19 protein-coding genes are annotated in these 25,317 nt (G+C 64.1%); 5 read left to right on the top strand and 14 right to left on the bottom strand.

Features of this window, described 5'->3' with window-relative positions:
• Positions 1-25: 25 nt before the first annotated feature.
• The 13 genes from L880_RS0115015 to L880_RS0114945 all read right to left on the bottom strand — a co-directional run bounded on the left by L880_RS0115015 (position 26) and on the right by L880_RS0114945 (position 20,147).
• Positions 26-3,097, bottom strand: a complete 3,072-nt coding sequence (locus L880_RS0115015; protein WP_027476380.1) for a glycosyltransferase family protein — start codon at positions 3,095-3,097, stop codon at positions 26-28.
• Positions 3,098-3,099: 2 nt separating this feature from the next.
• A complete protein-coding gene (locus L880_RS32475; protein ID WP_051443335.1) occupies positions 3,100-4,152 on the bottom strand; it encodes an NAD-dependent epimerase/dehydratase family protein in 1,053 nt (350 codons plus the stop codon).
• 31 nt (positions 4,153-4,183) lie between these two features.
• The gene (locus L880_RS0115005; RefSeq protein ID WP_027476379.1) at positions 4,184-5,290 is read right to left on the bottom strand and encodes an N-acetylneuraminate synthase family protein; all 1,107 of its coding nucleotides are present in this window, start codon (positions 5,288-5,290) and stop codon (positions 4,184-4,186) included.
• Positions 5,280-6,386 (bottom strand): FkbM family methyltransferase, encoded by a 1,107-nt coding sequence (locus L880_RS35665; protein ID WP_157462897.1) that lies wholly within the window; start codon positions 6,384-6,386, stop codon positions 5,280-5,282. Before L880_RS35665 ends, L880_RS0115005 begins: the two co-directional genes overlap by 11 nt.
• A 3-nt stretch (positions 6,387-6,389) precedes the next feature.
• On the bottom strand, positions 6,390-8,180 hold the full coding sequence (locus L880_RS0114990) for a thiamine pyrophosphate-binding protein (RefSeq protein WP_027476376.1): 1,791 nt from the start codon (positions 8,178-8,180) through the stop codon (positions 6,390-6,392).
• Complete coding sequence (locus L880_RS0114985) at positions 8,177-9,421, bottom strand: methyltransferase domain-containing protein (protein WP_027476375.1); 1,245 nt, start codon at positions 9,419-9,421, stop codon at positions 8,177-8,179. The genes L880_RS0114990 and L880_RS0114985 overlap by 4 nt, the downstream gene beginning before the upstream one ends.
• 10 nt (positions 9,422-9,431) lie before the next feature.
• Positions 9,432-10,796, bottom strand: coding sequence for a lipopolysaccharide biosynthesis protein RfbH (gene rfbH / locus L880_RS0114980; RefSeq protein ID WP_043329578.1), 1,365 nt, complete (start codon positions 10,794-10,796; stop codon positions 9,432-9,434).
• Positions 10,793-11,860 (bottom strand): CDP-glucose 4,6-dehydratase, encoded by a 1,068-nt coding sequence (rfbG, locus tag L880_RS0114975; protein ID WP_027476373.1) that lies wholly within the window; start codon positions 11,858-11,860, stop codon positions 10,793-10,795. The genes rfbH and rfbG overlap by 4 nt, the downstream gene beginning before the upstream one ends.
• On the bottom strand, positions 11,845-12,615 hold the full coding sequence (gene rfbF, locus L880_RS0114970; RefSeq protein WP_027476372.1) for a glucose-1-phosphate cytidylyltransferase: 771 nt from the start codon (positions 12,613-12,615) through the stop codon (positions 11,845-11,847). The genes rfbG and rfbF overlap by 16 nt, the downstream gene beginning before the upstream one ends.
• A 120-nt stretch (positions 12,616-12,735) precedes the next feature.
• Complete coding sequence (locus L880_RS0114965; protein WP_084461329.1) at positions 12,736-16,362, bottom strand: glycosyltransferase; 3,627 nt, start codon at positions 16,360-16,362, stop codon at positions 12,736-12,738.
• 218 nt (positions 16,363-16,580) lie between these two features.
• Positions 16,581-17,429, bottom strand: coding sequence for a flagellin N-terminal helical domain-containing protein (locus L880_RS0114955; protein WP_027476369.1), 849 nt, complete (start codon positions 17,427-17,429; stop codon positions 16,581-16,583).
• Between the two features lie 293 nt (positions 17,430-17,722).
• Entirely contained in the window at positions 17,723-19,162 is a 1,440-nt protein-coding gene (gene fliD / locus L880_RS0114950) for a flagellar filament capping protein FliD (RefSeq protein WP_027476368.1), read from the bottom strand.
• Between the two features lie 139 nt (positions 19,163-19,301).
• Positions 19,302-20,147, bottom strand: a complete 846-nt coding sequence (locus L880_RS0114945) for a flagellin N-terminal helical domain-containing protein (protein WP_027476367.1) — start codon at positions 20,145-20,147, stop codon at positions 19,302-19,304.
• 386 nt (positions 20,148-20,533) lie between these two features.
• Here L880_RS0114945 and fliS point away from each other — a divergent pair, with 386 nt between their 5' ends.
• Together fliS and L880_RS0114935 are read left to right on the top strand one after the other, a co-directional pair.
• Positions 20,534-20,923, top strand: coding sequence for a flagellar export chaperone FliS (fliS, locus tag L880_RS0114940; protein WP_245615173.1), 390 nt, complete (start codon positions 20,534-20,536; stop codon positions 20,921-20,923).
• Between the two features lie 18 nt (positions 20,924-20,941).
• Positions 20,942-21,244 (top strand): flagellar protein FliT, encoded by a 303-nt coding sequence (locus tag L880_RS0114935; protein ID WP_019576234.1) that lies wholly within the window; start codon positions 20,942-20,944, stop codon positions 21,242-21,244.
• 132 nt (positions 21,245-21,376) lie between these two features.
• On the opposite strand, the gene fliE is transcribed toward L880_RS0114935, so the two are convergent.
• Positions 21,377-21,709 carry a flagellar hook-basal body complex protein FliE gene (gene fliE, locus L880_RS0114930; RefSeq protein WP_027476365.1) on the bottom strand — a complete coding sequence of 111 codons (333 nt, stop codon included), beginning with the start codon at positions 21,707-21,709 and terminating at the stop codon, positions 21,377-21,379.
• A gap of 169 nt (positions 21,710-21,878) precedes the next feature.
• Here fliE and fliF point away from each other — a divergent pair, with 169 nt between their 5' ends.
• The 3 genes from fliF to L880_RS0114915 are packed head-to-tail and all read left to right on the top strand — an operon-like array spanning position 21,879 to position 25,296.
• Complete coding sequence (fliF, locus tag L880_RS0114925; protein ID WP_027476364.1) at positions 21,879-23,573, top strand: flagellar basal-body MS-ring/collar protein FliF; 1,695 nt, start codon at positions 21,879-21,881, stop codon at positions 23,571-23,573.
• A 24-nt stretch (positions 23,574-23,597) separates the two neighbouring features.
• Positions 23,598-24,593 carry a flagellar motor switch protein FliG gene (gene fliG, locus L880_RS0114920; protein WP_027476363.1) on the top strand — a complete coding sequence of 332 codons (996 nt, stop codon included), beginning with the start codon at positions 23,598-23,600 and terminating at the stop codon, positions 24,591-24,593.
• Complete coding sequence (locus L880_RS0114915; protein WP_027476362.1) at positions 24,574-25,296, top strand: FliH/SctL family protein; 723 nt, start codon at positions 24,574-24,576, stop codon at positions 25,294-25,296. Before fliG ends, L880_RS0114915 begins: the two co-directional genes overlap by 20 nt.
• The last annotated feature ends 21 nt before the right edge of the window (positions 25,297-25,317 follow it).

Raw genomic sequence — 25,317 nt, 5'->3', positions numbered from 1 at the left:
CCTGGGTGCCCGTGGCGCATGGGGCTCAGCCAAGCCAATCATCCGTCTTGAATCTTCCTCGGTGCAGCGGTTGGGACTGAAGCATTTGCAAACAGGGGTGCACTCCCTCCAAGCTGTGGGCGTCGCTGGCGCTGCTCAACAGCACCGTATGGGCCGGCGCAAGCAGGGGGCGCAGGCGGCTGCGCAGCAGGGCCGGTTGGGCCGGGCACAGGAAGTTGTCCGGCTGGTTGAGCTTCTCGGGCTCGTCCAGCAGCACCAGGCAGGGCAGATTCGGCTGGTGCTGGGCCAGTGCAGCCAGCAGGGCCTGGGCCAGCGGCAGGTGGATGCCGTGGATCAGCACCCGGTCGGGGGCGGCTCGCAACACGTCCATCAGCCACTCGGCCAGCGGCCCGGGCTGGGCGCCGATCTCGAAGCGGCTGAGCTGGGCGTCGTCGGCGCTGCGCAGGCTCTCCTGTACCCGGTGCACGACCGACAGTGGGCCGGCGGCCGGGCCGATCAGCAGCCAGCGCAGGCGCCGGGCGTGCGTGCGCACCCAGTGGGCCTGGCGCGCGGTCTCGGGCAGGCCGGGCTGGCTCAGGCTCAGCTGGCGGTGGTAGTTCGGGTCTTGGGCCAGGGCGCGCAAGGGCAAGGCCGGCCACACGGGCGGCACCTGATCCAAGGGGGGCGATTCGGCCGCAGCACGCGGATGCTGCAGCACCACCGAGTGCGGGGTCCAGACCACAAGCCTGTTCTGGGCCCGCAGGCGCAGACCTAGCTCGATCCAGGCCGCACGCTCGGGCAGCGCTTCGTTCAGCCAGGGCTGGCCGGCCAGGGCCGAACGCTTGATCAGCAGCACCGAGCCGTTCACGGCCAGAGCGCTTTGCTCGCACAGGGCCCGCTCGTGCAGGCCCGGCGCGTCCAACGCCAGGTCGCGGAAAGCGGGGCCGGCCAGGCCTTGCAGGCCTCCCACCCAGTAGCTCTCGATGAGCAGTGAGTTGGCCGGGTTGACCAGACGCGGGGCCACCGCACCGACCTCGGGGCGTTGGGCGATGCCCAGCAGGCGCTCCAGCCAGTCGGCCTGGATCAGGTGGCTGCGCACATCCAGGCACAGCAGGTGTTCGGCGCTGCTGTGGCGCAGGCCCAGGTTCAGCGCCTGGGCGGGGTTCAGGCCGCGCGCGTCCAGCCGGTGTACGCGGCCTTGCCAGTACGCGTCTTGCGCTAGGCTGTCCAGGTAGGCCTTTTCATCGGGGTCTTCGCAGCCCAGGTCCAGCAGCAGGATCGTCGTGCGGTCGTCAGGCCGCAGTTGTTGCCAGCTGGCCAGCAAAGGCTGCAGGTATTGGCGGTCGTGGCGCACCGCGATCAGGGCGGTGAGGTCGCTGCCCTCGGGGGCGGCATACCTCACCTGGTGGGTGTGCGGGCTGAGGCCGGGCAGCACCTCGGCGGCCAGGCGCTGGCGGACCAGATGTTCGGCCAGGGCGGTGCGCTCGGCTGGGGCGTCGCCATGGCGGCTCCCGGCGCTGGGCCACAGCCACAACAACGCGCTCAAATGACCGATGGCAGCAGCGCCCGCCTGATCGTGCAGGCGCAAGGCCAGGTCATAGGCGGTGGCGCCGGCCTGTGCACCCAGGCCGCCACAGGCGAGCAAGGCCTGCTTTTCGATGAAAACGGCGCGCCCGATGTAGGCGCTGGAGCGCAGCAGGTCCAGATTGAAGTCGGGCTTGAAGTGCGGCTCGGGCGAGTGGCCCGCCTGCTGTACCGCGTCGTCGCCATAGACCAGACGCCAGGCGGGCTGCGCATTGAGTTGGTCGGCCAGCACCTGCAGGGATTGCGGCTCGGCCAGGGTCACCCCCGCGGGCAACAGGCCCAGCCAGTCGGCTGGCGAGGCCTCGGCCAGGGCCTGCAGCACGATGGGGGCCGAGCTGGCCTCGCGCAGGCACAGCCATTGCAGGCGCGGGTTGGCCGCGATGGCACTGGGCGCATCGGCGGTGCTCAGGACGGTCAGGATCCATTCGGGGTAGAGCTGGGCGTCCAGGCTGGCCAGCAAGGCCAGCAAGGCCTGCACGGCCTCCTGTTCTTCGGGGGTGCAGCTCAGCAGCAGGTGAAAGCGTGGCTTGTGTTGCCAGTCCACCATCATGCGTTCGGCCAGGGCCTGGGCCGTGAACTCATCGAGGGATTGCCCCCGGCGCCACTGGGCAAAGGCCAGATCGGCCGCGCTGGGCTGGTAGACCGCCGCTTGAGGCGCAGGCTCGATCAGCGGCAGGGCCTGGCTGTCGCGGATGAACTGCTGGAGTTTGACCCAGAACTGCTCCTCCAGACGCTGGTAGGTGGCCTGCATCTGGCCTACCGTGCGGCGTGCATAGTCGATCTCTTCGGGGGCATCGCTGAAGGCCATGCCTTCACGGCCCAACTCCGCCGAGCTGATGGCATTGCCGTCAAACAGTGGCGAGCGCAGCACCACGGCGGGGCAGCCGCACAACACGGCCTCCAGCGCGATGGCGGTGGATTCGAAGCAGTACAGCATCTCGCTGCGCCGCATCAGCGCCGCCAGTTCGCTGCGGCTGGCGGGCCAAGTTGATGTGATCACCGTGCCGTGGGCCAGCTCGGGGTGCTCCTTCAGCGCGTTCAGATGCCGGCCGGGGTAGACCAGAATGCCCTGGCGCTGTGCGTCCAGCGGGTTGTCGCGGTTGTTGAACAGGCTGGAGTCCACCGAGGGGAAGAACAGCACATTGCCCGGCGGTGCGTTGGCGGGCAGCAGGTTCTGGCCATAGGCGTAGACCAGCTCGGTGTCGGCAAAGGTCTTGTCGCCCCCGATCAGCCCGGGCACATTGAGCACGTAGCGCACCACCGATTTGGCGCGGCGTGGGTTGCCGCTGACGATTTCGGGGTAGACCACGATGGGTTCGCGCCCGGCCTGCAGGTGGCGCCGCACCACGTCCTCGGTGACGGTGGGGGTGTTCAGATCGGGGTTCACCTCCGAGGTGAAGACATAGGCCTCCTCGCCCAGGCGGTTGAGCACGTGGCAGAGCATGTGCATGACGCGGATGCCGGCCGAGGAGCGGCGGTACGGCGGCGTCTCGATGTAATAGGGGCGGCGCAGCGATTCGTACAGTTGGGGCATGGTCAGTCCTGGGCGAGAGGCTTGCTGGGGTCGGCCGTGCCCGCAATGGCCTGGGCCAGCGGGGTCCAGACGTCCAGCCGGAGCTCCTGACGGGCACGTTCGATGGAGGGCACGTAGCAAGAGCGAAGGGGGTTGTCGACGGGCTGGCGCGCCAGCATGACGGCCTGGGCCGGGCTGAGCTGGCGGTTGACCTGGCGGGCCAGTTGTTCGATGGTGATGGCCTGGTCCGAGCCGACGTTGTAGGCCCGGCCGTGCTCGCCGCGCAGCAGCAGTTGCAGCAGCCACACGGCCAAATCGGCGCCATACAGGTAGCTGCGCACCGGCGTGCCGTCGCCCTGCACCCGCACGCCTTGGCTGGCCAGGCCGTCGCGGATGAAGTTGCCGATCGCGAAGTGCCCGTCCAGATCCAGGCCCGCGCCCACAAAGGCAAAGCAGCGCGCCACCGGGATGCACAGGCCATGGGCCGCACCGAAATGCTGGCTCCACAGCTCGGTCGTGGCCTTGGCTTCACCATAGGGGTCGGGCTGCTCCAGGCTGCGCTGTAGGGGTGTGGTTTCGGGTGTGTGGCTGGCGGCGCGGGCGGCCGGGCCGTAGACCGCGCCAGAGCTGACAAACAAGGCCCGCTTGACGCCCTGGGCCAAGGCCTGCTCCAAGGTGTTGCGGGTGCCCAGCAGCACATCGTCCATGATGGCCAGCGGCCGGGTGTGGGCCTGGGCGTGGGTGTCCGTGGCGGCGTGGATCAGCAAGTCGGCCGGGCGTTCGTCCGTGAAGTGACGCGCGTCACCGGTGACGAAGTCGATCCAGGGCTGGGCGGCAAAGAAGGGCGCCACGGCCTGGAAGCGCCTCGGGTTGCGCGACAGCAGGCGCACATGAAAGCGATGACCACCTTGCTGCAGCAGGTCCAGCAGGCAGAGCAGCCAGTAGCCAAAAAAGCCGGTGCCGCCCGTGATGAACAGGGTCTTGCCCTCCAGCGCCGAGGCATCCAGGTGCGGCAGCAACTGGGCTAGCCGCCCCTGGATGGCGGGCAGGCCGGGGGCGGGGTAGTGCTTGCTCACAGGGAGGTCGGGATCAGGGGGCAGGAGGGGGTCAGAGGCCTCGGTCGTAAATGGCCTGGCGCAGCGATTCGTGCTGGGCGTAGGGGCTGTCCACGTCGTCGATGGTCAGGGCCGAGTCGCGGGAGACCGGGCGGGTCAGTTTCAGGCCGTTCATGGTTTCGCGGCAGGACAGCTGGCCTTTTTGCAGCGGGATGGCGAGGTAGAAATCTTCGTCATTGCCCGGGTGCTTGAACTCGTAGCCTGCCGGCAGGTCGCGCTTGACGTAGACGCCGCGCACTAAGCCGTCCAGGTACTCGGTTTCCTTCTTCTTGGGCAGGCGTTTGGACTGGCCCGAGCCCCCGCACATGACCACGGCCTTGTGGTAGGCCTTGAACCAGGCGTCGATCTGGTGCGGCAGCGAGCAATAGGGCGAGACCGGGATGCCGCCTTCCTCGATGTCGATGTGGCGTTCCCAGGTGCGCGCGCCCTTGGCATAGGACAGCAGCATGGACGAGGTCCAGTCGGTGTACTCGTGGGTGGAGAAGCCGATCACGTTCTTGGGGTAGAGCTTCTTGAGGTAGTCGATCTGGTTGATCTCCAGTTCGTCGTCCTCGCTGGGGTAGAGCGACACACAATGGTTCACCGCCAGAGGGATGTTGCGGTTGGCGAAGAAGGTCACCATGTCGTCGATGTCCTTCTGGCTGGAGCCACCGGTGGAGACGATGACGGGCTTCTTGGTCTCGGCGATGCGCTCGATCAGGAACCAGTCGTTGATGTCCGAACTGGCGATCTTGATCAGGGGCAGGTCCAGCTCTTCGCAAAGATCGACCGAGCGCTCGTCAAAGGCGGTGGCCATGGGGATGCAGCCACGTTCCTTGATGGTGCGGGTCAGGGTCCGGTACTCGGCCTTGCTGAGCTTGGTGACTTCGGTCTTCTTGATGTAGCGGATGTCTTCGCGGCCGCGGAAATCCTTGTGGATGAAGTGGTCGACTTCGCGAAACTGCAGCTTGATGGCGGCGCGCACATTGTTGAAGCGCACCACCTGAGAAAAGTCATTCACGATGCGCAGGCCCCGGTCCAGCCGTCCCCAGTGGTTGTTGGCAAGCTCCAGAATGAAGAGGTTTTCGAAAATGCTGTTGGGATTGGTGTTAATAGGCATAAAAAACCCCGTCAAATGAGTTTCTGGAATGGCTGCGGTACGCGAGCTGGTAGTCCAAGGCCAGTGCTGCAACAAAAGCCGGTATACGCCACATATCATCCCAGCGATGGTAGGCGGCGATGGCCAAAATAGGCCGGCTTTTCAGGATCAAATCCTGGCCCCCCTGAAGGGTGGGGATTTCTTGACCTTCAACATCGAGCTTCAGATAGTCGATGGTCACGTTTTGCAGGCAGTCGTCGAGGCGAACCACCTGGATGATGCTGTCACCGTCTTCCTTGACGGCACAGGCTTCACCTTGTCCGGTGGAAAAGCGCAGTTGTTCGTTTCGTCCTGAAAGACCGCAGGGGTAGTTGGCGGCGCGGAGCCCCAGTTGTCTGGTTCGCTGGGTCAGCAGCTCATAGTTGCTCAAGTCGGGCTCAAAAGCATAGGTCTGCTGGAAGGGCAACTGGCTCAGCGCGGCGTCCAGTGTGTCGCCGTTGTAGGCGCCACCGTCCAGAAAGGCCTGCGCACCGCGCTCGCGCGCCAGGCAGGCCGCCACGGCAAAATCCGGAAAGTAATGCGCTACCCCGGCGTCGGGCAAGGGCGCAGCCAAGGTCTGCCCCAGCCGAAATGCCAAGGTTTGTGCCATGGCTTGCCGGCTTGGCTCATCAGCCAATTGATCAAATGCCGCGCGCAATTCGCTTGCGCGGGCTGCGTAATCGGCTCTGGGCGTGAGCCAATAGCGCCATCCCAGCGCGTCAGCGACCACCTCAAAATAGTGCTGAGGAAATTGCGCTGCAAATCCTGCCGTGCGACAGGTCTGATCAATCAACTGGTAGTCCGAGTGGGCGAGGTGGTTGTAGACACCGACCCACAGCGGCTTGTCCTTGTAGGCTGCGGGCAATTGGCTGAGCTGCCAGACCGGCAGTGCGCTGCGGGCAGCGGGAGGAACGCCCGAAACGACAAAGCCCAGGACAGGGATGCCGTTTTTCTGGGCTGCTGCAGCCAGATCATGGGCGAACGAGCCATATCCGAAAATGAGGAGTCCCTGTCTTTGCACCGTCTCCAGGTCCACCTGACCCACGGCATCCAGGGATGGGAATGAGGTCGTTTTCACGGGTCAGTGCCCTCCATGAGAAACGAGGCGGGCGGCCTCGGCGCGGACCGCCGCGACTTCCTCTGCCGGCAGGAAGGGGAACATGTCGTCCAGCTCGGGGGTGGCAAACCCCCCCTCGGGCAGGGCGCGCGACTTGATGCGGGGCTCGAAGCCGGGCTCCGGGTCCACCGTCACGGCCAGCAATTGCGGGCCGTCCTGCTGCAAGGCCGCGTCCAGGGCCGGCAGGTCGGCACTGCTGCGCACGTCGACCGTGCGCAGGCCGAAGGCCGTGGCCAGGCGGGCGAAGTCGGGGAAGGCCACGCCCGAGGCCGGCGTGGCGCCCACGATGCGACCGAAGAAGTTGTCGTGCGTGAGCCGGATCGACAGGTAGCCACCGTTGTCGATCACCACCACCAGCACATTCAGGCCCAGGCTCTTGAGGCTTTGCAGTTCTTGCAGGTTCATCTGCAGGCTGCCGTCGCCAGCAAAGCAGATCACGCGGCGCTGGGGGGCTGCGGTGGCGGCCCCCAGGGCTGCCGGCAGGTCGTAGCCCATGGAGGCCGAGCCCGAGTTGCTGAACAGGCGCTGGCCTTTTTTGAGCGGGGCGAGCTGGAAGGGCAGGATGCAGGCCGAGGCATTGCCGCAGACCAGGATGTCGTCCTCGCGCAATTGGCCGCAAACCCGCTCGACCAGCGCATACGGGTGGATGGCGGGGCCCTTGGGCTCAGGTGCTTGGAGACCGTAACGCCGACGAATGTCCTGGCACCAGGCGACCCAGGCCGCATAGCTGGGCAAGCCGCCTTGGCATCGCTCGCGCAGGGTTTGCAGAAAGACGCGCGCGTCGGCCGTGATCTTCAGATCGGCCTGCACCAGCGGCTTGCTCAGTTCGGCGGGATCCACGTCGACCTGCACCACATAGGCGTTCTTGGCGAAGGTGTCCCAGTTGTAGCTGACCTGGCGGATGTTCAGGCGCGAGCCGATCACGATCACCAGGTCGGCCGCCTGCAGGCAGAAGTTGCCGGGTCGGGTGCCGATGGTGCCGGGGCGGCCGGCAAACAGGGGGTGGTCGCTGGCGATCAGGTCGTGCGTCCAGGCGGTGGCCACGGGAATGCCGTGGGCTTCGGCAAAGGCCAGCAGGTCTTGTTCGGCCCGGGCCAGGCGCACGCCCGTGCCGGCCAGGATCAGCGGGCGCTGGGCGGCGGCCAGGCGTTGGGCGATCTGATCGCCATCGGCCTGCAGGGTGGCCGGTGTCAGCGGTGGGGTGAAGACGGGGGCTGGAATGGGGCCGCATTCGGCCGACTGCACATCCAGGGGAATGTCCAGCCAGACCGGGCCGGGGCGCCCCCCCACCGCGGTGGCCAGGGCCTGCGGCAGCAGGGTCATCAAGGCCTCGGGGCTGCCCACGCCTTCAGCCAGTTTGGTCACCGGGCGGGCCATCTGCAGCACCGGGCCTTCCTGGTCACCGAGTTGGCGCAGGCCGGGCACCGGGGTGTAGTCCAGGCAGGTGGCGCGCTTGACCTGGCCGCTGATGACCAGCATGGGAATCGAGTCGGTGTAGGCCCCGAACACGCCGTTGAGCGCATTGATGCCGCCAGGCCCGGTGGTCACCATCACCACGGCCGGCTTGCCGGCGATGCGGGCATAGCCCTCGGCGGCCATGGCACAGGCCTGTTCGTGGTGCAGGTAGGTGCATTGCAGGCCCGGGTGGGAGCCCAGGGCCTGGTTCAGGTACATGGCGCCGCCGCCGGTGACGGCAAAGACCTGGGTGATGCCTTGCTGGACCAGCCAGTCGGCGATGCGTTCGGAGAGGTTCATAGCGGGTCGCTCAGAAAGTGGAGTCGTTGCCGGGCCCCGGGATCCAAGGCGTCCAGGGCAGTGGCAATTTGCTGCGGGTCGATGGCCACGCAGACCAGGATGGCTGCCTGCGGGTGCTGTTGCAGGCCCAGCGCGGGTGGAATGATGGGCAGGCCGTCGAGTTGCAGACCTTGTTTGTTGGGGTCGTTGTCGAGAAACGCCACCAGGCGATCGCGCGGCAACTGGCCCTGGCCCAGCAGGCGCTGGGCCCAGGAGCCCGCGCCCCAGGCCAGCACCGGGCCTTGGGCCGGCAGGGGCGGTTCGGGCACGAGGGTGGCGCCCCGGGCGCAGTCGGCCAGGTAGCGCTGAACCGCTTGCACGGTCGAGGGCTGGGGGGGCAGCGTCGGCACGGCCCCCCGGCCGGCCACCACGGCCAGCGCCGGATAGTGACCGCCGTCGGACAGGGTCAGGCTCACGGCCTCGGCGCTGTGCAACTGCAGCCCCGCCGGGGCCAGCAGCCGGTCCAGGGCCTGGGCGCTGAAGTGGTTGATGTGTTCGCTGTCGAAGTAGTAGTAGGGCGGGCGCTCGCCACAGGCGTAGCCCACCGGGTGGGGCACTTCGATGTAGAGCTTGCCCTCCGGCGTCAGCAGCCCCGCCAGGTCCGGCAGGCCCTGGAGGTCGCGCAGGTGTTCGGCCACATGCGAGAGCACGATCAGGTCGTAGCGCTCGCCGGCGCAGCGCGTGGCGGCTTCGTGGATCAGGCCTTCGCGCAGGCGCAGGCCGCGGGCCTGGGCCGCTTGCACGGCACTGGGGTCGGGGTCCAGGCCTTCGACCTGAAACAGGCCTCGCGCCTGCAGAACCGCCAACAGACCGCCCGCACCGCAGCCCAGGTCCAGCACGCGGGCTTGGGGCCGAGGCAGGCAGCTCAGCAGCCGATCGGCCAATTGCTCCAGCCGGGCCTGGTCGGCAGGGTGCAGGCCGGCGCCGGTGCCGGTGGGGCCGCCGTACTTGGCGCAGCGCTGGTAGTAGAGGTCGTAGGCCGATTGCGGCGCCGGCGTCTCGGCAAACACCAGATCGCAAGCGTGGCAGGCCATCAGCCGGTAGCCGCCGGGCAGTGGCGAGCCCGAAGGCTGGGGCAGGGAGAGCGTTTTGAGGGCTTGCGCCTCGGTGCTGCCACAGACCGGACAGGGTCGCAGGCAGGCCCGGTCCTCACCAGGAAGGCCTGGCCCTGTTGCGGTCGGGGCGCTGTCGAGGGTGGACATGGCCTGGTGCTCAGAAGTTGAGGCCCAGCACCTGCCGGAGCTGGCTCACCATGTAGTCGAGCTGGGCCCGGCTCAGTCCGGGCCAGACACCGATCCAGAAGGTGTCGTTCATGATCTGGTCGGCGGCCTTCAGCGAGCCCACGACGCGGAAGTTCCGGTCTTGCATGTAGGGCTGGTGGATCAGGTTGCCGGCAAACAGCAAACGCGTGCCGATGCGGTGCTCGTCCAGGTACTGCAGCAGGTATTGGCGGTTGAGCCCGGCCTCGGGGCGCAGGGTGATCGGGAAGCCGAACCACGACGGGTCGCTGCCCGGGGTGGCCTCGGGCAGCACCAGCAGGTCGGCGCAGTCTTTCAGTTGCTCGCTCAGGTAGGCGAAATTGTCCTTGCGCGCCTGCACAAAGCCCTCCAGGCGATCCAGCTGGGCCAGGCCGCAGGCGGCCTGCATGTCGGTGATCTTGAGGTTGTAGCCCAGGTGGCTGTAGGTGTACTTATGATCGTAACCGGCCGGCAGGCTGCCCAGTTGCCAATTGAAGCGCTTGCCGCAGGTGTTGTCGCAGCCGGGCTTGCACCAGCAGTCGCGGCCCCAGTCGCGGAACGATTCTGCAATCTGGCGCAGCTCCGGGTCGCTGGTCAGCACCGCGCCGCCTTCGCCCATGGTGATGTGGTGGGCGGGGTAGAACGACAGGGTGGCCAGGTGTCCGAAAGTACCCACCTTGCGGCCCTTCCAGGTCGAGCCCAGGGCGTCGCAGCAGTCTTCCACCAGCCACAGGCCATGCGCCTGGGCAAAGGCGCACACGGCGTCCAGATCGAAGGGGTTGCCCAGGGTGTGGGCAATCATGATGGCCTTGGTGCGGGGCGACAGGGCCGCCTCCAGCTGGGACACATCGATGTTGTAGGTGGGCAGCACGGCATCGACAAACACCGGCACGGCACCGTTCTGGATGATGGGGTTGACGGTGGTCGGAAAGCCGGCGGCCACGGTGATCACCTCGTCACCGGGGCGGATGGCGCGTATCCCTAAGCGTGGCGAGGTCAGGGTGGAGAAGGCGACCAGATTGGCCGAGGAGCCCGAGTTGACGGTCAGCGCGTGCTTGACGCCGACAAAATCGGCCAGGCGTTTCTCGAAGGCGTCGTTGAATCTGCCCGTGGTCAGCCAGGCGTCGAGCGCGGCATCGATCATGGCGTTCTTTTCGGGGTCGCCCACCACCTTGCCCGAGGGCGGGATGGCGTCGATGCCGGCGCGCCAGGGCTGGGCCGTGGCGGCGGCGCGGGCCGGGCGCACGATGATTTCGAGCTCCTGGCCGGCCAGTTCCGGCAGGTTGAGGTGGACCTGGCCATCGGCGGCGGCGGTCAGCTGGTGTCGGGTCAGGCTCATGCGGCGCTTTCGAATTCGGTGATTTGGTCCAGGGTCTGCTGGCGCATGTCGGCGCCGGCCTGCCAGGCGCGGTGCCAGTCCAGAGTGTGTTGCAAGGCGGTGTCGGCGCGCCAGCGGGGTTGCCAGCCCAGGCGGCTGTGCGCCTTGCTGCAGTCCAGTTTCAGGGTGTGGGCTTCATGGGGCTGGGCCTGGGTCTCGGTTTGCCAGCGCGCATCCGGGCCCCAGCGGCGTGCCAGCTCCTGCACCACCCAGCCCACGGTGCGGGCGTCGGATTCGTGCGGGCCGAAGTTCCAGCCTTCGGCCCAGGCCATGCCTTGCTCGTGCAGGCGTTGGGCCAGGGCCAGGTAGCCGCTCAGGGGCTCCAGCACATGCTGCCAGGGCCGGATCGCACCGGGCTGGCGCAGGGTGACGGCCTGTTGCGCCGAGAAGGCGGCGAGCACGTCGGGCACCAGGCGGGTGGGGGTCCAGTCACCGCCGCCAATCACATTGCCGGCGCGGGCACTGGCCACCGGCACGTTGGCCGCGTTCAGGAAGGAGCGCCGGTACGAGGCCACCACCAGTTCGGTGCAGCCTTTGCTGGCCGAGTAAGGGTCGTACCCGCCCATGGGGTCGGTTTCACGGTAGCCCCACACCCACTCCTGGTTTTCGTAGCACTTGTCGCTGCTGATGGCCACCACCGCGCGCACGCCGGGGGTGCGGCGCACGGCTTCCAGCACGTTGGCGGTGCCCATCACATTGGTGGCGAAGGTGTCCAGGGGCTGCTCGTACGACAGAGGCACCAGGGCCTGGGCGGCCAGGTGCAGCACCACGTCCGGTCGGGCCTGGTTCATGGCCTGGCTCAGGGCCTCGAGGTCGCGGATGTCGCCCAAGCGGGAGTGCATGCCCTGGGCCACCGAGCCCACTTCGAACAGGTTGATGGGGGTGCCGGGCGGCAGGGCAAAGCCCCAGACTTCGGCCCCCATGGCCTGCAGCCACAGGCTCAGCCAGCTGCCCTTGAAGCCCGTGTGACCGGTCAGAAAGACGCGCTTGCCGGCCCAGAAGCGGCGGTTCACCAGTTCTTCCACGGCGCGGCTCCGCTGGCCCAGAGTTCTTCGAGGTAGGTCTTGTCGCGCAAGGTGTCCATGGGGCGCCAGAAGCCGGTGTGCTGGTAGGCGGCGAGCTGCTGCTGGCGCACCAGGGCGTGCACCGGCTTGTCTTCCCAGATGCTGTCATCGCCCTCGATCAGGTCCAGCACCTGGGGGGACAGCACAAAAAAGCCGCCGTTGATCAGGTTGCCGTCGCCCAGGGGCTTTTCGGTGAAGGCCTGCACCTGACCCTCGGCGATTTCCAGCGTGCCGAAGCGACCCGGAGGCGCCACGGCGGCCACCGTGGCCAGCTTGCCGTGGCTGCGGTGGAAGGCGATCTCGGCAGTGATATCGATGTCGGACACACCGTCGCCGTAGGTCATGCAAAAGAAGGGTTCGTTCTCGACATAACGGCGGATGCGCCGGATGCGCCCCCCGGTCTGGGTGCTGTCGCCGGTGTCCACCAGCGTCACACGCCACGGTTCGGCGTGGTGTTCGTGGATCTCCATCTGGTTGGTCGTCATGTCGAAGGTGACGTCCGAGGTGTGCAGGAAGTAGTTGGCGAAGTACTCCTTGATCACATAACCCATGTAGCCGCAGCAGATCACGAAGTCGTTGATGCCATGGCTGGAGTACATCTTCATGATGTGCCAGAGGATGGGTTTGCCGCCAATGCTGATCATCGGCTTGGGGCGGGTCAGGGTTTCCTCGCTGATGCGGGTGCCCAACCCGCCGGCCAGGATGACTGCTTTCATGTCGGATGCTCCAGGCAGATGGAAATTGATGTGCGCCGTCACCGCAGCGCCTTGATCAATTCTAGGGGCCCCGTCCTGACTTCGCTCCGAATGGAAGGGCTGATTCCCGGTGCAAATGGGTCAATCAAAAATGGCTGAAAACCATTTGTCCGTGTTCTTGGACAAGTAGAAGTTGTCGCTGACCCACTGATTCAATTGCCGGCCCATCTGGTGACGCAGCGCGCTGTCATCGATCAGGCGCCGCAGCGATTCGATCCAGGCCTCTTTTTCGTTGGGCACGCGAAGCACGGGCGGGTTCTCGGTGCGGAAGGGGTAGACATCCGAGCACACCACCGGCCAGCCCATGGCGCCGTACTCCAGCAGGCGCAGATTGCTCTTGCAGCGGTTGAAGGGGTTGTCCTCCAGCGGGGCGATGGCGATGTCGAGGTCCAGCGAGGCCAGCTTGGCCGGGTAGTCCACATACGACACGAAGGGGTGGAACTCCTTGATATGGGGGCGCAGGCTGTCGGGGCACATGCCCATGAAGATCCAGTCGACCTCGTCCTTGAACCGGGCCACCACCTCGCCGATCATTTCCAGATCGCCCAGGTGCTGGGCCGCGCCGGCCCAGCCCACGCGCAGGCGTGATCGTGGAGCCGGAACTTTGTAGAATTGGCCCCAGACCTGATCGTCCAGGCAGTTCGGCATCACGCGAATGTCTTTGCAGTAGCCCCGGTATTCCTCCAGCAGGGGCTGGGTGGAGACGATCACGCGATCGCACAAGCTCATGGCCTCGCGCATGCGCACATAGCCTTCGCGCTGGTGGATGTTGTGCAGGTGGTGCTTCTCCGGTAGATCATGGAACAGGTCGTCCACGGTCTGGATGGTGAACAACGCTGGATTGGTCCGCCGGTAATCCCGCAGCAGTTGCAAGTGGGCGTCACCGATTGAGTGCTGCACGATGATCCGATCCGGGTTGGCGCGGGTCACCTCCAGCGGGTTGGGGGTGCGGAACTGGGAGCTGCTGATCGGAAAGACGTTGCAGGTCTGGGCCAGGCCGGCATGTTGCAAGGCGTTCAGGGGTTCAACAACCCGGTACTGACCTGATCCGCTGGAGATCGGGAAGGCAAGCACGGTCGGGCGGTCTTTTCGTGTGCTCATCCAGTCGATCACCAGATTCGCTTCCACGTCGTAAGGTGTTTGAAGCGACAGGTGTCGGTTGTAGCGCCCGTCGCTTGCAATGAACTGGATCCATCGCTGCATGAAGGATTGTTTTTCCTTGAGCGCCGAAGCCTGGATTTCATACATCCGGCCAGGCTCGCGCGCCAGCGCTTCCAGGGTTTTCCCGCCTTGGTGCAGAACGGAGCTGACCGGCGTCCACACATGGCGCTGACCTTGTTGACTGGCACGGATGCAGAAATCATGCACTGTCGTGAAGGTGTGGCGGCTTTCGGTGTCAAAGCCGCCCAATTGTTGCCAGCAGTCCCGACGCAGCAGGAAAAAGTGTCCTGCCACCGTGGCGACATCCTGCGAGGTTTGCAGACGAGAGAAGACACCCTGTTCTTCCAACAGCCGACGCTCTCCGTTGTAACTGCCAGCCCAGTCTGTGATGCCCAGGCTCATGGGGCCACTCTGAAGCGTCGGCTTGTCACCGATCTGCAGCACTAGGCGCGGGGCCACGCAAGCCACATCAGGCTGATCGTAGTAGGCGGTGAGTTGGCTCAGCCAGTGTCGTTGAATGGCTTCTGTGTCGTCGTCGGCGAACAGCAAGACATCGCCCTTGGCCGTGGCGGCTCCGGCATTCAGGGCCAGTCCGTGGTTGTAAGGCCCTGCAGGCGTCGTTATCAGGTGCAGCGGCACGGGCAGACCGATGTCTGCTGTTGCGTTGCGAGTAGCGACTTCGTGATCAGCTTGGGTTACCAGGATGACCTCTAGCAACTCATCTTCCTGGTAGGTTTTGAGAGATTGCAGCAGGCAGCGCAGATAGCCCAGTTGATAACCTGTGGGGATGATCATTGAGACCCCACGCGGCGTCTCGCTGCGATATTGCAGCAGACGGCAGCCAGCAATCGCTTGGGCGGTGACGGTGGCGTGCAGACCTCGCTGAGTCAGATGCTGCTCAAGTTGCTGCAATTCAATCAGCTCACGCGATGCGGATACATGGCCGTCGCTGCTGAACAGCACGGTGTCTATGTGCTGGATCGCCCGGGGCTTTTCGCTCAGGTGAAGGGCCAGCGCGTAGACCGACTCAAACGTTTTGGGCGCCGGGCTGTTCAGCCAGTGTTCGGCGCGAATCGCTACAACAGCCCCAAGGTAATTGGTGCTGTGCAGCCATTCGGTGTTGAGTTGGGGTTTGAAGTGGGGGGTTTCGGTGCCGTCTTTGGCGATGAGGGACTCGTCTGAGTACAGCAGTGCCGTTGTCGGGTTGCGTGCTGCCAAAGCAAATTCCACCAGGGCTTGGGGGGCCAGTTGAGCCCCGGACTCCACCAGAAGCAGCCATTCAGGCAGGGGGACTGCGAAAGCTTCAGAGGCATCCACTCCGCTGTGCCATACACAGTTCGGTCCAAGTTCCGACAGAGGAATCGGGCATTCAAAATCCGCCAGCACATGCAATTCGGCTGCCTGATAGAAGTTTTGCTCAAGGCTGTCCAGAGTCTGAGCCAGGCCGTCCAGATCGCCATTGCGAACAAACACGCACACTGCGAAAGCGGGGAGCGCGCCGCTGGCCACGTGTTCTGCGTAGATTTCTCCGTCGATCTCGCGCAGTGTTGTCCGTTTGCGCCAAGTTTTGAATTGCTGCTGGATGCGTTGGTACTTGCTCTGGTCGGCGTGCTGCGCCATGTCTTTGGTGTCGATGACCAATTCGCCGAGCAGGGATACCGACTCATTGGACCAGGCAGCGTCAAAGGGCTGTTTCTGCAAGGCCTGCTGTGTTTGTTCGATAAATTCACTCAGCTCTGCACCAGCGTTTTGCAGATTGTTCCGATATGCCTCTTGAAAGCTCGCCATTTCTCCTTGGGCCCGGATCAAGGTTTCAGGATCTTCTCCCCAGGCGGTTCCCCATTTTTGCCAACTGGAGGTAGGGGGAACGATCAATGTCCGGTCGTTTTGCACATAGACCACCGGACAACCGCTCAACAAGGCTTCCGTGGTGATCGCTCCCGGCTCGTAGCAATAGATGAGTGAGGCCTGGCGCAGTGCCTGGGCTCGTTCTTGAGGTGTGTTGAGGTGCTGGGCGAGATTGACCAGTGTCTCGTGTCTGGTGGGCAGTTTGCCACCCAGTTTGAGGTAGCGATCCGCGTAAACCAGGGCCTCGCCGCGTCTTGCTTCCGGGTCCGGGTGATACAGCCCTTCCTCGATCCATGGCAAAGCCAAGGGGAGTGTCAGGGTGGCAGGGTTTGTTCCGCTGGCAAATGTGATGCGACCCTTGGCGAAAGTGGGCATGTGGCTTGTCAGTGATTCCGGCGTGTAGGCCAGCGTCCAGTGGGACTGTTCACGCCAGGTTCCGCTGGTTGAAAGATGGATCCAGACGGGCTTTTTGCCCGCCTTGTAATGGGCCGCTCTTTGTTCCAGGGAGAGGATGGGTGTCCACCAATGACCATTGAGATGACGTGCACCGAACACATAGGCTTCAGCGCCACGACTGTTCAGTTCGTGGCACAACAGATGCATTTGATGGACATGGACCGCATTGCCGTCATAGTCTGACGTCGCGATGTAGTACGGGTGCTTTTCTGGCCTGGGGCTCACGGTCTCTTGCGTTGGCATGGTTGGCGAATACTTTCTGCAGGTATTTCTGGGCAACGCGGGTGGCGTACATCAAGGCGTCGGAGGCACGGCTGCCGTGGTGGATTCACGCTTAAACCTCTTGTACAGGTGGCCAAGGCCAACTCTGAACAAGAGTGTAAAGGTGTTGCCATTCGTGTTGATCCTTTGTCGACATCTGCGAAAAGCCTTGCTCGCTTCACCCTGTGGGTGAAGCGTCTTCAGCCCTTCAGCAGCGACAGAACCTGCTGTGGCAACTGATTGGCCTGAGCGATCATGGCAGTCCCAGCTTGCTGAAGGATTTGGGCTCGGCTGAGGTTGGAGGTTTCTGTTGCGAAGTCTGCATCCATGATGCGTCCCTTGGCCGCCGTCTGATTTTCCACGGCACTTTGAAGGAACGTGATGGTGTTTTGGAAGCGACTTTGCGCCGCACCCAATTGCGCACGTGCATCGTTGATGCTTTGCAGCGCCTTGTCAATGGCGTCGATGTTGCCTGCGTTCGCACTGTTTGCGGAGGTGGTCAGTGCGCTGGCTGCGCTGCCCGCAAAGACGGCAGAGACACTGCTGGCTTGGTTCAGGTTCAGCGTTCCAGAATTGACCGTGATGGTTTGGCCGGAATTCGCGCCGACCTGGAAGTCGTAGTTGCCGGTAGTGGTCAGGATGGAGGTGCCATTGAACTGCACCGCGCTGATAGTGCGGCCGATTTCCGAGGCCAGTTGGGTGTATTCCTGGTTCAGCGAGGCGACGTCGGACGAGGTGTTGGTCGAGTTGGTCGCTTGCACAGCCAGTTCACGCATGCGCTGCAGCATGTCAGACACGGTCTGCATGCCGCTTTCAGCCGTCTGCAGCATCGAGATGCCGTCGTTGGCGTTGCGGATCGCGACAGTCATGCCGCGGGCTTGGGAATCCATGCGGGTGGCGATGGCCAGGCCGGCCGCGTCGTCCTTGGCGCTGTTGACGCGCAGGCCCGAGGACAGGCGCTGGATCGAGGTGGACAGGCTCATCTGGGTAGCCTGCGCATTGCGCTGGGCGTTCAGTGAGTTGATGTTGGTGTTGATGGTCATTGCCATGGGACGGCTCCTTCAATGAATGCAAGATGAACGATCCACACGGTGCGATGTCTGTACGGAATACAGCGACCGATCCCAGCCGAGTGTTGTGAAAATTATTCGGCTTGGGAGAAAAACAGAAGGCTGGATAAGCGGGCTTCTGGCCGCTCAGTTCGGGACTTTTACCGGGTGTCGGTGTCCTCTGAGCGTCTGGCCCAGGTTTGCCCCGCAGTGATGGGGGCGCCGGGCTGGAGAGGTGAGGGAGGGGTGAGGCGGGTATCGTCGCCTTGGCCGGGTGGTGGCGGGTGAGCGCGTCAGCCTGACGATTTGTTCCAGGTGGTGATCTGCTGGTTGACTAGGCTACTGAGGCTGTTGAGGCTGGTCAGGTTGGTGTCCAGCGAGTTGTATTGTTTGTAAAGACGGGCTTGGATCACGGCAATCCGATCCTGCATCTTGGTCACGTCGGTGCTGTTGCGGGTCAGGGCTGTCTGCAGGGCCGAGGTTCGGTTGGAGACGCTGCCGCCTGTGTTGTTGGCCGCCATGGCAAAGTCTCGGATGCGCCGGGCAATCCCGTTCGTCGTGGTGCTTCCGCCATTGGCGTCAAACAGGGACTCCAGGTTGCTGGGGTTGCTGGTGATGGCTGCATTCAATTTGGTGCTGTTGACCGCCAGGGTGCCGTCTTGCTGCATGGAGATGCCCACGGCGCTGAGGCTGCTGTAGCTGCTGCTGGCAGGACCGTTGCCCACCACCATCTGGCGCAGCGCATTTTGCAGGCCGATGGCCGTGCTGTCGCCCTGCAGTGGCGAGGATGCTTTTGTGCTGGGGTCGTATTTTGTGAGGTTACGCATGGCCGAAATGGCCTGGTTGTAGGCCGTCACGAAGGCGCTCACCTTGTCGCTGGTCGTCGTGGTGTCTGCGGCCACGCTCACGGTTACGGGCGAGGTGGTAACCTGCTGCAGATTGAGGGTGAGGCCTGAGACAGCTCCGGTGATTTGGTTGTTGGTGGAACTCACTGCGACGCCGTCGACCGTAGCCGCCGAATTCTTGGCAGCCTGCGACAGACCCATGCCGACGATGCTCGTGCCGTTGCTGGCATAGGCGAGCTTGCCTGCGCCCGTGGTGCCATCGGTGATGGCCGTGCCGCCGCTGTCAAAGGCCTGTATCTGAAAGCCGTTGCTGTCGCCGGTGTTGGCACCTCGCACCACCAGTTTGTCCTGCCCCCCTGATGTCACGACTGATGCGCTAACCCCCGCATTGGAGCCGTTGATGCGTGTGGCGATGTCACTCAAGGTGTCTGTGGCATTGACCGTGACGCTCACGGTCGAGCCACTGCCCTGAGTAAATGTGCTGCCACTCCACTGGCCGACCTGTATGTCCAGGCGCCCTGCTGAGCCGATGGCGCTGCCGGAGGTGATGCCGCTCGACAAGGTGGTTTGGGACTGAGCCAGCTGGGTCACTGACACGCTGTAGTTGCCTGCCAGCGCGCCTGTGGTGACGGCCCCACTCACGGCGCTGCTGTTGCTTGAACTGACGGTGCGTGATGCCCAGGCCGATTTGTCGAGCAGCGCAGAGGCCGCGTCCTGGATCGCGGACAACTGGGATTTCACGGTGCCCCAGGAGGAGATGGTGCTCTGGATCTGAGAGCCCTTTTTCTGCAGCAGGGTAACGGGCTGGCTCTCGACGGCGACGAGCTTGGTGACGATCGCATTGACGTCAAGGCCATTGCTGCCAATGCCGGGTGAAGAAATGGTCATGTTGGTATCCCCTGGTGCAGATAGAGAGCCTGCGCTCTTCTACTCTAGCAAGCGAACCTCCAAATGAAAAGCCGCAACTCCAGTAGAAAACCCCGGCTTATGCCGGGGTTCGAAGGTTCAACTTGAAGCGGGCGCTGGCTTAACGCAGCAGAGACAGCACACCCTGGGGCAGCTGGTTGGCTTGGGCGATCATCGCTGTGCCGGCCTGTTGCAGGATTTGTGCGCGGCTCAGGTTGGCGGTTTCCGAGGCGAAGTCGGCGTCCATGATGCGGCCCTTGGCAGCAGTCTGATTTTCCACTGCGCTTTGCAGGAAGTTGACCGTGTTCTGGAAGCGGCTTTGCGCAGCACCCAGTGAAGCGCGGCTGTCGTTGATGGCTTGCAGGGCCTTGTCGATCGCATCAATGTTGCTGGCGTTTGCACTGTTTGCGGATGTGGTCAAAGCGCTGGCGGCGCTGCCTGCGTAAACGGCAGACACAGAACTGGCCTGATTCAGGTTCAATGTGCCCGAGCCAATGGTGATGGTTTGACCCGAATTGGCGCCGACCTGGAAATCAAAGCCGCCGGTGGTGGTCAGGATCGAAGTGCCGTTGAATTGAACGGCACTCACAGTACGGCCGATTTCACCTGCCAGCTGGGTGTATTCCTGGTTCAGCGAGGCGACGTCGGACGAGGTGTTGGTCGAGTTGGTCGCTTGCACAGCCAGTTCACGCATGCGCTGCAGCATGTCAGACACGGTCTGCATGCCGCTTTCAGCCGTCTGCAGCATCGAGATGCCGTCGTTGGCGTTACGGATGGCCACCGTCATGCCTCGAGCCTGGGCGTCCATGCGGGTGGCGATGGCCAGGCCGGCGGCGTCGTCCTTGGCGCTGTTGACGCGCAGACCCGAAGACAGGCGTGCGATCGAGGTGGACAGGCTCATCTGGTTGGCGCTTGCGTTACGTTGCGCCGTCAGCGAGTTGACGTTGGTGTTGATGGTCATTGCCATTTTGAAGCTCCTTCAAGTTAAAAATCAGCCTATCGCTGATGTCAAACCTGCGGTGTCGCAGGCTTGGCAACGAACCCTTCTTGAAGCCCGTTGCATTGTTTTTCGGGTCGTGCGCAGAAAACTTTAGGTCTACTTGTGAGCGAGAGTGCAAACAAGTTGGCAATCGGGGTGCCGGCGGGTCTCGCTCACGGGTGTCGGGTGGGATCTGGGGCGTTCTCGATCCTTCTATATAGAGTGTGAATCCGGCTTGTTCAGGGGGTTTGTGAAGCCCTCTGGGAATAGCCTGCCAAATGTCTTGCTATTGAGCCCTTCAGAACCGGGCCGGGCTGCCGATACACCAGTTGTACCGTGCGACAATTTGCGAGGCCAAAAGAATGTTTACACCCGTGAGTACCCGAGCTGCATCTGCCTATCAACGTGTTGGCGTCGAAACCAGTATCACTGGTGCGGATCCGCATCAGTTGGTGGTTCTGTTGTTCGACGGCTTGCTGGACAGCCTCTCGAAGGTGTCGGGTGCCATGAGCCGCGGCGATATCCAGGAGAAGTCCCGGTATCTCAACAAGGCCATCCAGATTCTTCAGGATGGTCTGCGCAGTGTTCTCAACGAAAAGGAAGGGGGCGATGTGGCCAAGAACCTCGATTCGCTCTACAGCTACGCGGTGTTTGAACTGACCAAGGCCAATTTGAGCAACAGTCCCGAGGCTGTCCAATCCGTGATCGAACTGATCCGACCCGTCGCTGAGGCCTGGAAGGCCATCAGACCTCAAACACGTTGAATAGCAAGGGGGCATAACGTGCAGCAACAATCTCTGCTTGATTACTACAAGGCCATCGAGGGCGCCAGCCAGCGCATGTTGATGGCCGCACAACGTGAAGACTGGGAGCAGGTCATGCAACTCGAAGGTGCCTGTGCGGTGCTGATCGAGCAATTGCACCACCAGTCCCAGGTGGAGCCTCTGGCCAGCGAGGACCGCAGCGAGAAGGGCAAGATCATGCTGCGCATCCTGCGCAACGACGCCCTGATCCGCAACCTGGCCGAGCCTCGGCTTTCTGACATCCAGCGTCTGCTGGACGGCGGCTCGCGACTGCTCCACTGATGGGATGGGCCTGCTTCGGCGGGCTCCCTTGATGCTTCTGGGGCCTGAAACAGGGCCCTCGATGACAAAAAGCCCGCTTCGTTGACCGAAGCGGGCTTTTTGTTTGGGGTCGTGCTTGGCGGGGCGAGGGGTTCAGACCTGCATGTTCATGATGTCGGTGTAGGCCTGAACCATGCGGTTGCGCACGTGCATGGTGGCCTGAAAGCCGATCTGGGCCTTCTGGATGGCGATCATGGTGTCTTCCAGGCTGACATTGGGGTTCTCCATCTGCACTTCCTGCTGCATCTGGGTGGCCTTGTTCTGGGCGGCGCTCACGGATTTGAGGGCGTTGCTCAACTCACCCGAGAAGCCGGCGCTGCCGGTGGATGAGGTCTGCCCGGCCGCGCCGGTGCCGGCCTTGCCGATTTGCGGTGTGCGGGTGCTGAGTGGGCTGAGGGTGGCGGTCGAGGGGAATCGCAGATCCATGGCGCTTCTCCGGTGAGATCATTGACGCCGATGTTAGGGACTTGGCGGGGTGGCAGACCTTTGAATTGAGGTCCAAAGAGCTGGTTTATCCCGGCGATGGCGCGGCGGTCAGGCTGAATAATCGGCTCCAACCTGAGGTGTATTGCCACCCCTTTGACCTGGAAACAAGATGTCTGCCGTCGCTGAAATTACCGCTACCCCAGTGGCCCCATCGTGGACACAAAAGCTCGCCGAGCTGGATCGGTCGCAGAAGATCAAGCTTGCGCTGGGCATCGCCTTGCTGGTGGTGGTCGCCCTGGCCGGCACCTTCATGACGCGCCAGGCCGACTGGAAGGTGCTCTACGCCAACCTCAGCGACAAGGACGGTGGCGCGGTGGTGGCGCAACTGGCCCAGATGAATGTGCCCTACAAGTACTCCGAGGGCGGTGGCGCCATCATGGTGCCCTCAGATCGCGTGCATGACCTGCGCCTGCGCCTGGCCTCCCAAGGGCTGCCCAAGGGGTCGGTGACCGGCTTTGAGTTGATGGAGGGCAACCGCTTTGGCGTGACCCAGTTCCAGGAGCGGCTGAACTTCCAGCGGGGTCTGGAGGGCGAGCTGACCCGTTCCATCCAGGCGGTGGCGGCCATCCAGAGTGCCCGCGTGCACCTGGCGCTGCCCAATCAGAACGGGTTCTTCCGCGAGCAGCTCAAGCCCTCGGCTTCGGTGCTGGTCACCCTGTACCCGGGACGCATCCTGGACCGGGCCCAACTGGCCGGCATTGTGCATCTCGTGGCATCCAGCGTGCCGGACATGAACCCGGCCGCCGTGAGTGTGATCGACGACAACGGCAAGCTGCTGTCGGCCACCCCTGACGCGGCCGGCGCCGGCGGCGATGTGCAGCAGCTTCAATATGTGCAGCAGATCGAGCAGCTCTACAGCAAGCGCATCATCGACATCCTGGAGCCGGTGGTGGGGCGGCAGAACGTCAAGGCGCAGGTGACGGCTGAAATTGATTTTTCTCAGACTGAATCGACTTCGGAGTTGCACAAGCCCAACCAGACCCCTGACAGCGCGGCCGTGCGCAGCCAGCAGGTGGTGGAAAGCGGTGGCGGCACTGCGGCCACCCCGCCCACCGGCGTGCCTGGTGCCACCAGCAATCAACCCGCAGCAGCGGCGAATGCCCCTATCAACGGCGCTGCACCGACGCTGACCGCGGGTGCGCCGGCGGGCGGCACCAATACCCCCACCAAGAAGGAGTCGGTCACCAACTACGAGGTGGACAAGACGGTCAAGGTGGTCAAGGGCGGCACAGGCGCGGTCAAGCGCCTGAGCGCGGCCGTGGTGGTCAATTACCAGAGCGGCCCTGAAGAAAAGGGCAAGCCTGTGAACAAGCCTCTGACAGCTGAGCAACTGGAGCAGATGACAGCGCTGGTTCGCGACACCATCGGCTACAGCAAGGAGCGCGGTGACTCGGTCAACCTGATGAACACCCCGTTCATGGCCTTGGCCACGGACAACACGCCGGTGCCGCTGTGGAAGCAGCCGGAGATGCTGGAGTTGGCGAAGAGCTTTGCCTGGCCGGTCGGCATGGTCTTGTTTGGGCTGATTGTGCTGATGGGCATGGTGCGCCCGGCCGTGAAGGCGATGAATGCGCCCAAGGTTGAGCCCGTGGTGCCAGCCGTGGCGGGCACCCAGCTCGATGCCATCGAGTCCGAGACCCCCAGCCGGCCTGACTTGTTGCCCGCCCCGGCGGCCGACAATACGCCGGTGCCCCCGACCAAGGAGCAGCTGCGCCTTGAGGACGCACGCCAATTGGCCAAGCAGAATCCGATTGCGGTGGCTAATATCATCAAGACCTGGGTCAACGGCGAAGCGCCGGCATGATCAGGCACTCTCCGGAGAGATGATATGGACGAACAAGGTCTGAACGACGCGGCGATTTTTCTGATGTCGCTGGGTGAGGAAGAGGCGGCCGAGGTGTTCAAGCACCTGTCGCCCAAAGAGGTGCAGAAGCTCGGCGAGACCATCGCCCGCACCCGCTCCGTCTCGCGCGACCGGGTGGACGACGTGGTCAACAAGTTCACCGAGGCGGCTGCGCAGCAGAGCCTGCTGGTGTCAGACACCGGTGACTACGTCAAGGCGGTGCTGCGGCGCGCCCTGGGCGACGACAAGGCCTCGCTGCTGATCGATCGCATCTTGCAGGGCGGCGATGTCTCCGGCATCGAAAGCCTGAAGTGGATGGACCCCTTGTCGGTGGCCGAGTTGCTGCGCAACGAACACCCGCAGATCGTGGCCGCCATCCTGGTCCACCTGGATTACGAACAGGCCGCCGCAGTGCTGTCCCAACTGACCGAGCGCCAGCGTGGCGAGGTGCTGTTGCGCATCGCCACCCTCGAGGGCATCCAGCCGACGGCGCTGAAAGACCTCAACGAGGTGCTGTTCAAGGTGCTGGCCGGCGGCGACAAGATCCGCAAGACCTCGCTGGGCGGCATCAAGACGGCGGCCGAGATCATCAACCTGATGGGCAGCAACATCGAGGGCACGGTGCTCGAATCGATCCGGGGCTATGACCCCGACCTGGCGCAGAAGATCATGGACAAGATGTTCGTGTTCGACGACGTCATGAAGCTCGACGACAAGGCCATCCAGATGGTGCTCAAGGAGGTGGCCTCGGAGACCCTCATCGTGGCCCTCAAGGGCGCGGCGCCCGAGCTCAAGGAGCGCTTCCTGTCGAACATGTCTTCTCGGGCTGCCGAAACGCTGCGCGAAGACCTCGAATCCCGTGGCCCGATGCGGCTGTCCGAGGTCGAGGCCCAGCAGAAGGAAATCCTCAAGACGGTGCGGCGTCTGGCCGACGAAGGCCAGATCGTGATCGGAGGCGGCGGTGACGACCAACTCATCTAATCGCGCCCGTCAGTACGCCCGTTTCATCCCGAGTGAGGAGATCGACGACGTTGCCCAATGGCAGTTCACCGAAGTGGACGAGAACCGGCGTGTCGCCGCCATGCTGGCCGCCCAGGCGCCCGCCGAGCCCGTGATCAGCCCGGCCATGCTGGAGGCCTCGCACCAGGAGGGCTTTCAGCAGGGGTTGGAGCAGGGCCGGCTGGAGGCCTCGCTGGAAGGGCAGCGCCGGCTCGATGAATACATCGCCCAGCAGGGCGCCGAGGCGCGTCAGCGTTTCGACGCTTTGCTGGCCTCGCTGGAGCAGCGCTTTGCCGATGCCGAGCAGGTGGTGGCCCAGGGCGTGCTGGATGTGGCCTGTGAGTTGGCGCGCCAGGTCGTGCGGCGTGAGCTGGCCCAGGACACGGCGGCGCTGCGCCCGGTGATCCGGGAGGCCCTGGGGTTGTTGTCGGTGGACGCCCGCACCGCGGTGGTCCGGCTGAACCCGGTCGACCACGAGGTTCTGGCCAATGCCCCGGCAGGCGAATTCGGCAGCGTCGAGATCAAATGGGTGGCCGACCCCGCGGTCGAGCCCGGCGGCTGTCTGCTCGAGGCCGCGGGGGCCCAGGTGGATGGCAGCCTGTCGCGCCGCTGGGCCCGTGCGGTGGCGAATCTGGGCCTGGATCGTCCCTGGACCGACGATGCGGAGGTGGCCGATGTCGACTGAGCACGACAGCCCGCTGCGCTG

This window comes from Curvibacter gracilis ATCC BAA-807 (genome assembly GCF_000518645.1).
GTDB classification, from domain to species: domain Bacteria; phylum Pseudomonadota; class Gammaproteobacteria; order Burkholderiales; family Burkholderiaceae_C; genus Curvibacter; species Curvibacter gracilis.
Note: the sequence above shows the minus strand (reverse complement) of the source record. Positions and strands in the feature narration are given on the sequence as shown.

Excerpts from the sequence above, each read along its gene's own strand:
- L880_RS0115015 (WP_027476380.1), bottom strand. The coding sequence starts at position 3,097 with ATGCCCCAACTGTACGAATCGCTGCGCCGCCCCTATTACATCGAGACG.
- L880_RS0115005 (WP_027476379.1), bottom strand. The coding sequence starts at position 5,290 with ATGCCTATTAACACCAATCCCAACAGCATTTTCGAAAACCTCTTCATT.
- L880_RS0114990 (WP_027476376.1), bottom strand. The coding sequence starts at position 8,180 with ATGAACCTCTCCGAACGCATCGCCGACTGGCTGGTCCAGCAAGGCATC.
- L880_RS0114985 (WP_027476375.1), bottom strand. The coding sequence starts at position 9,421 with ATGTCCACCCTCGACAGCGCCCCGACCGCAACAGGGCCAGGCCTTCCT.
- rfbH (WP_043329578.1), bottom strand. The coding sequence starts at position 10,796 with ATGAGCCTGACCCGACACCAGCTGACCGCCGCCGCCGATGGCCAGGTC.
- rfbF (WP_027476372.1), bottom strand. The coding sequence starts at position 12,615 with ATGAAAGCAGTCATCCTGGCCGGCGGGTTGGGCACCCGCATCAGCGAG.
- L880_RS0114965 (WP_084461329.1), bottom strand. The coding sequence starts at position 16,362 with ATGCCAACGCAAGAGACCGTGAGCCCCAGGCCAGAAAAGCACCCGTAC.
- L880_RS0114955 (WP_027476369.1), bottom strand. The coding sequence starts at position 17,429 with ATGGCAATGACCATCAACACCAACATCAACTCACTGAACGCCCAGCGC.
- fliD (WP_027476368.1), bottom strand. The coding sequence starts at position 19,162 with ATGACCATTTCTTCACCCGGCATTGGCAGCAATGGCCTTGACGTCAAT.
- L880_RS0114945 (WP_027476367.1), bottom strand. The coding sequence starts at position 20,147 with ATGGCAATGACCATCAACACCAACGTCAACTCGCTGACGGCGCAACGT.
- fliE (WP_027476365.1), bottom strand. The coding sequence starts at position 21,709 with ATGGATCTGCGATTCCCCTCGACCGCCACCCTCAGCCCACTCAGCACC.
- fliF (WP_027476364.1), top strand. The coding sequence starts at position 21,879 with ATGTCTGCCGTCGCTGAAATTACCGCTACCCCAGTGGCCCCATCGTGG.
- fliG (WP_027476363.1), top strand. The coding sequence starts at position 23,598 with ATGGACGAACAAGGTCTGAACGACGCGGCGATTTTTCTGATGTCGCTG.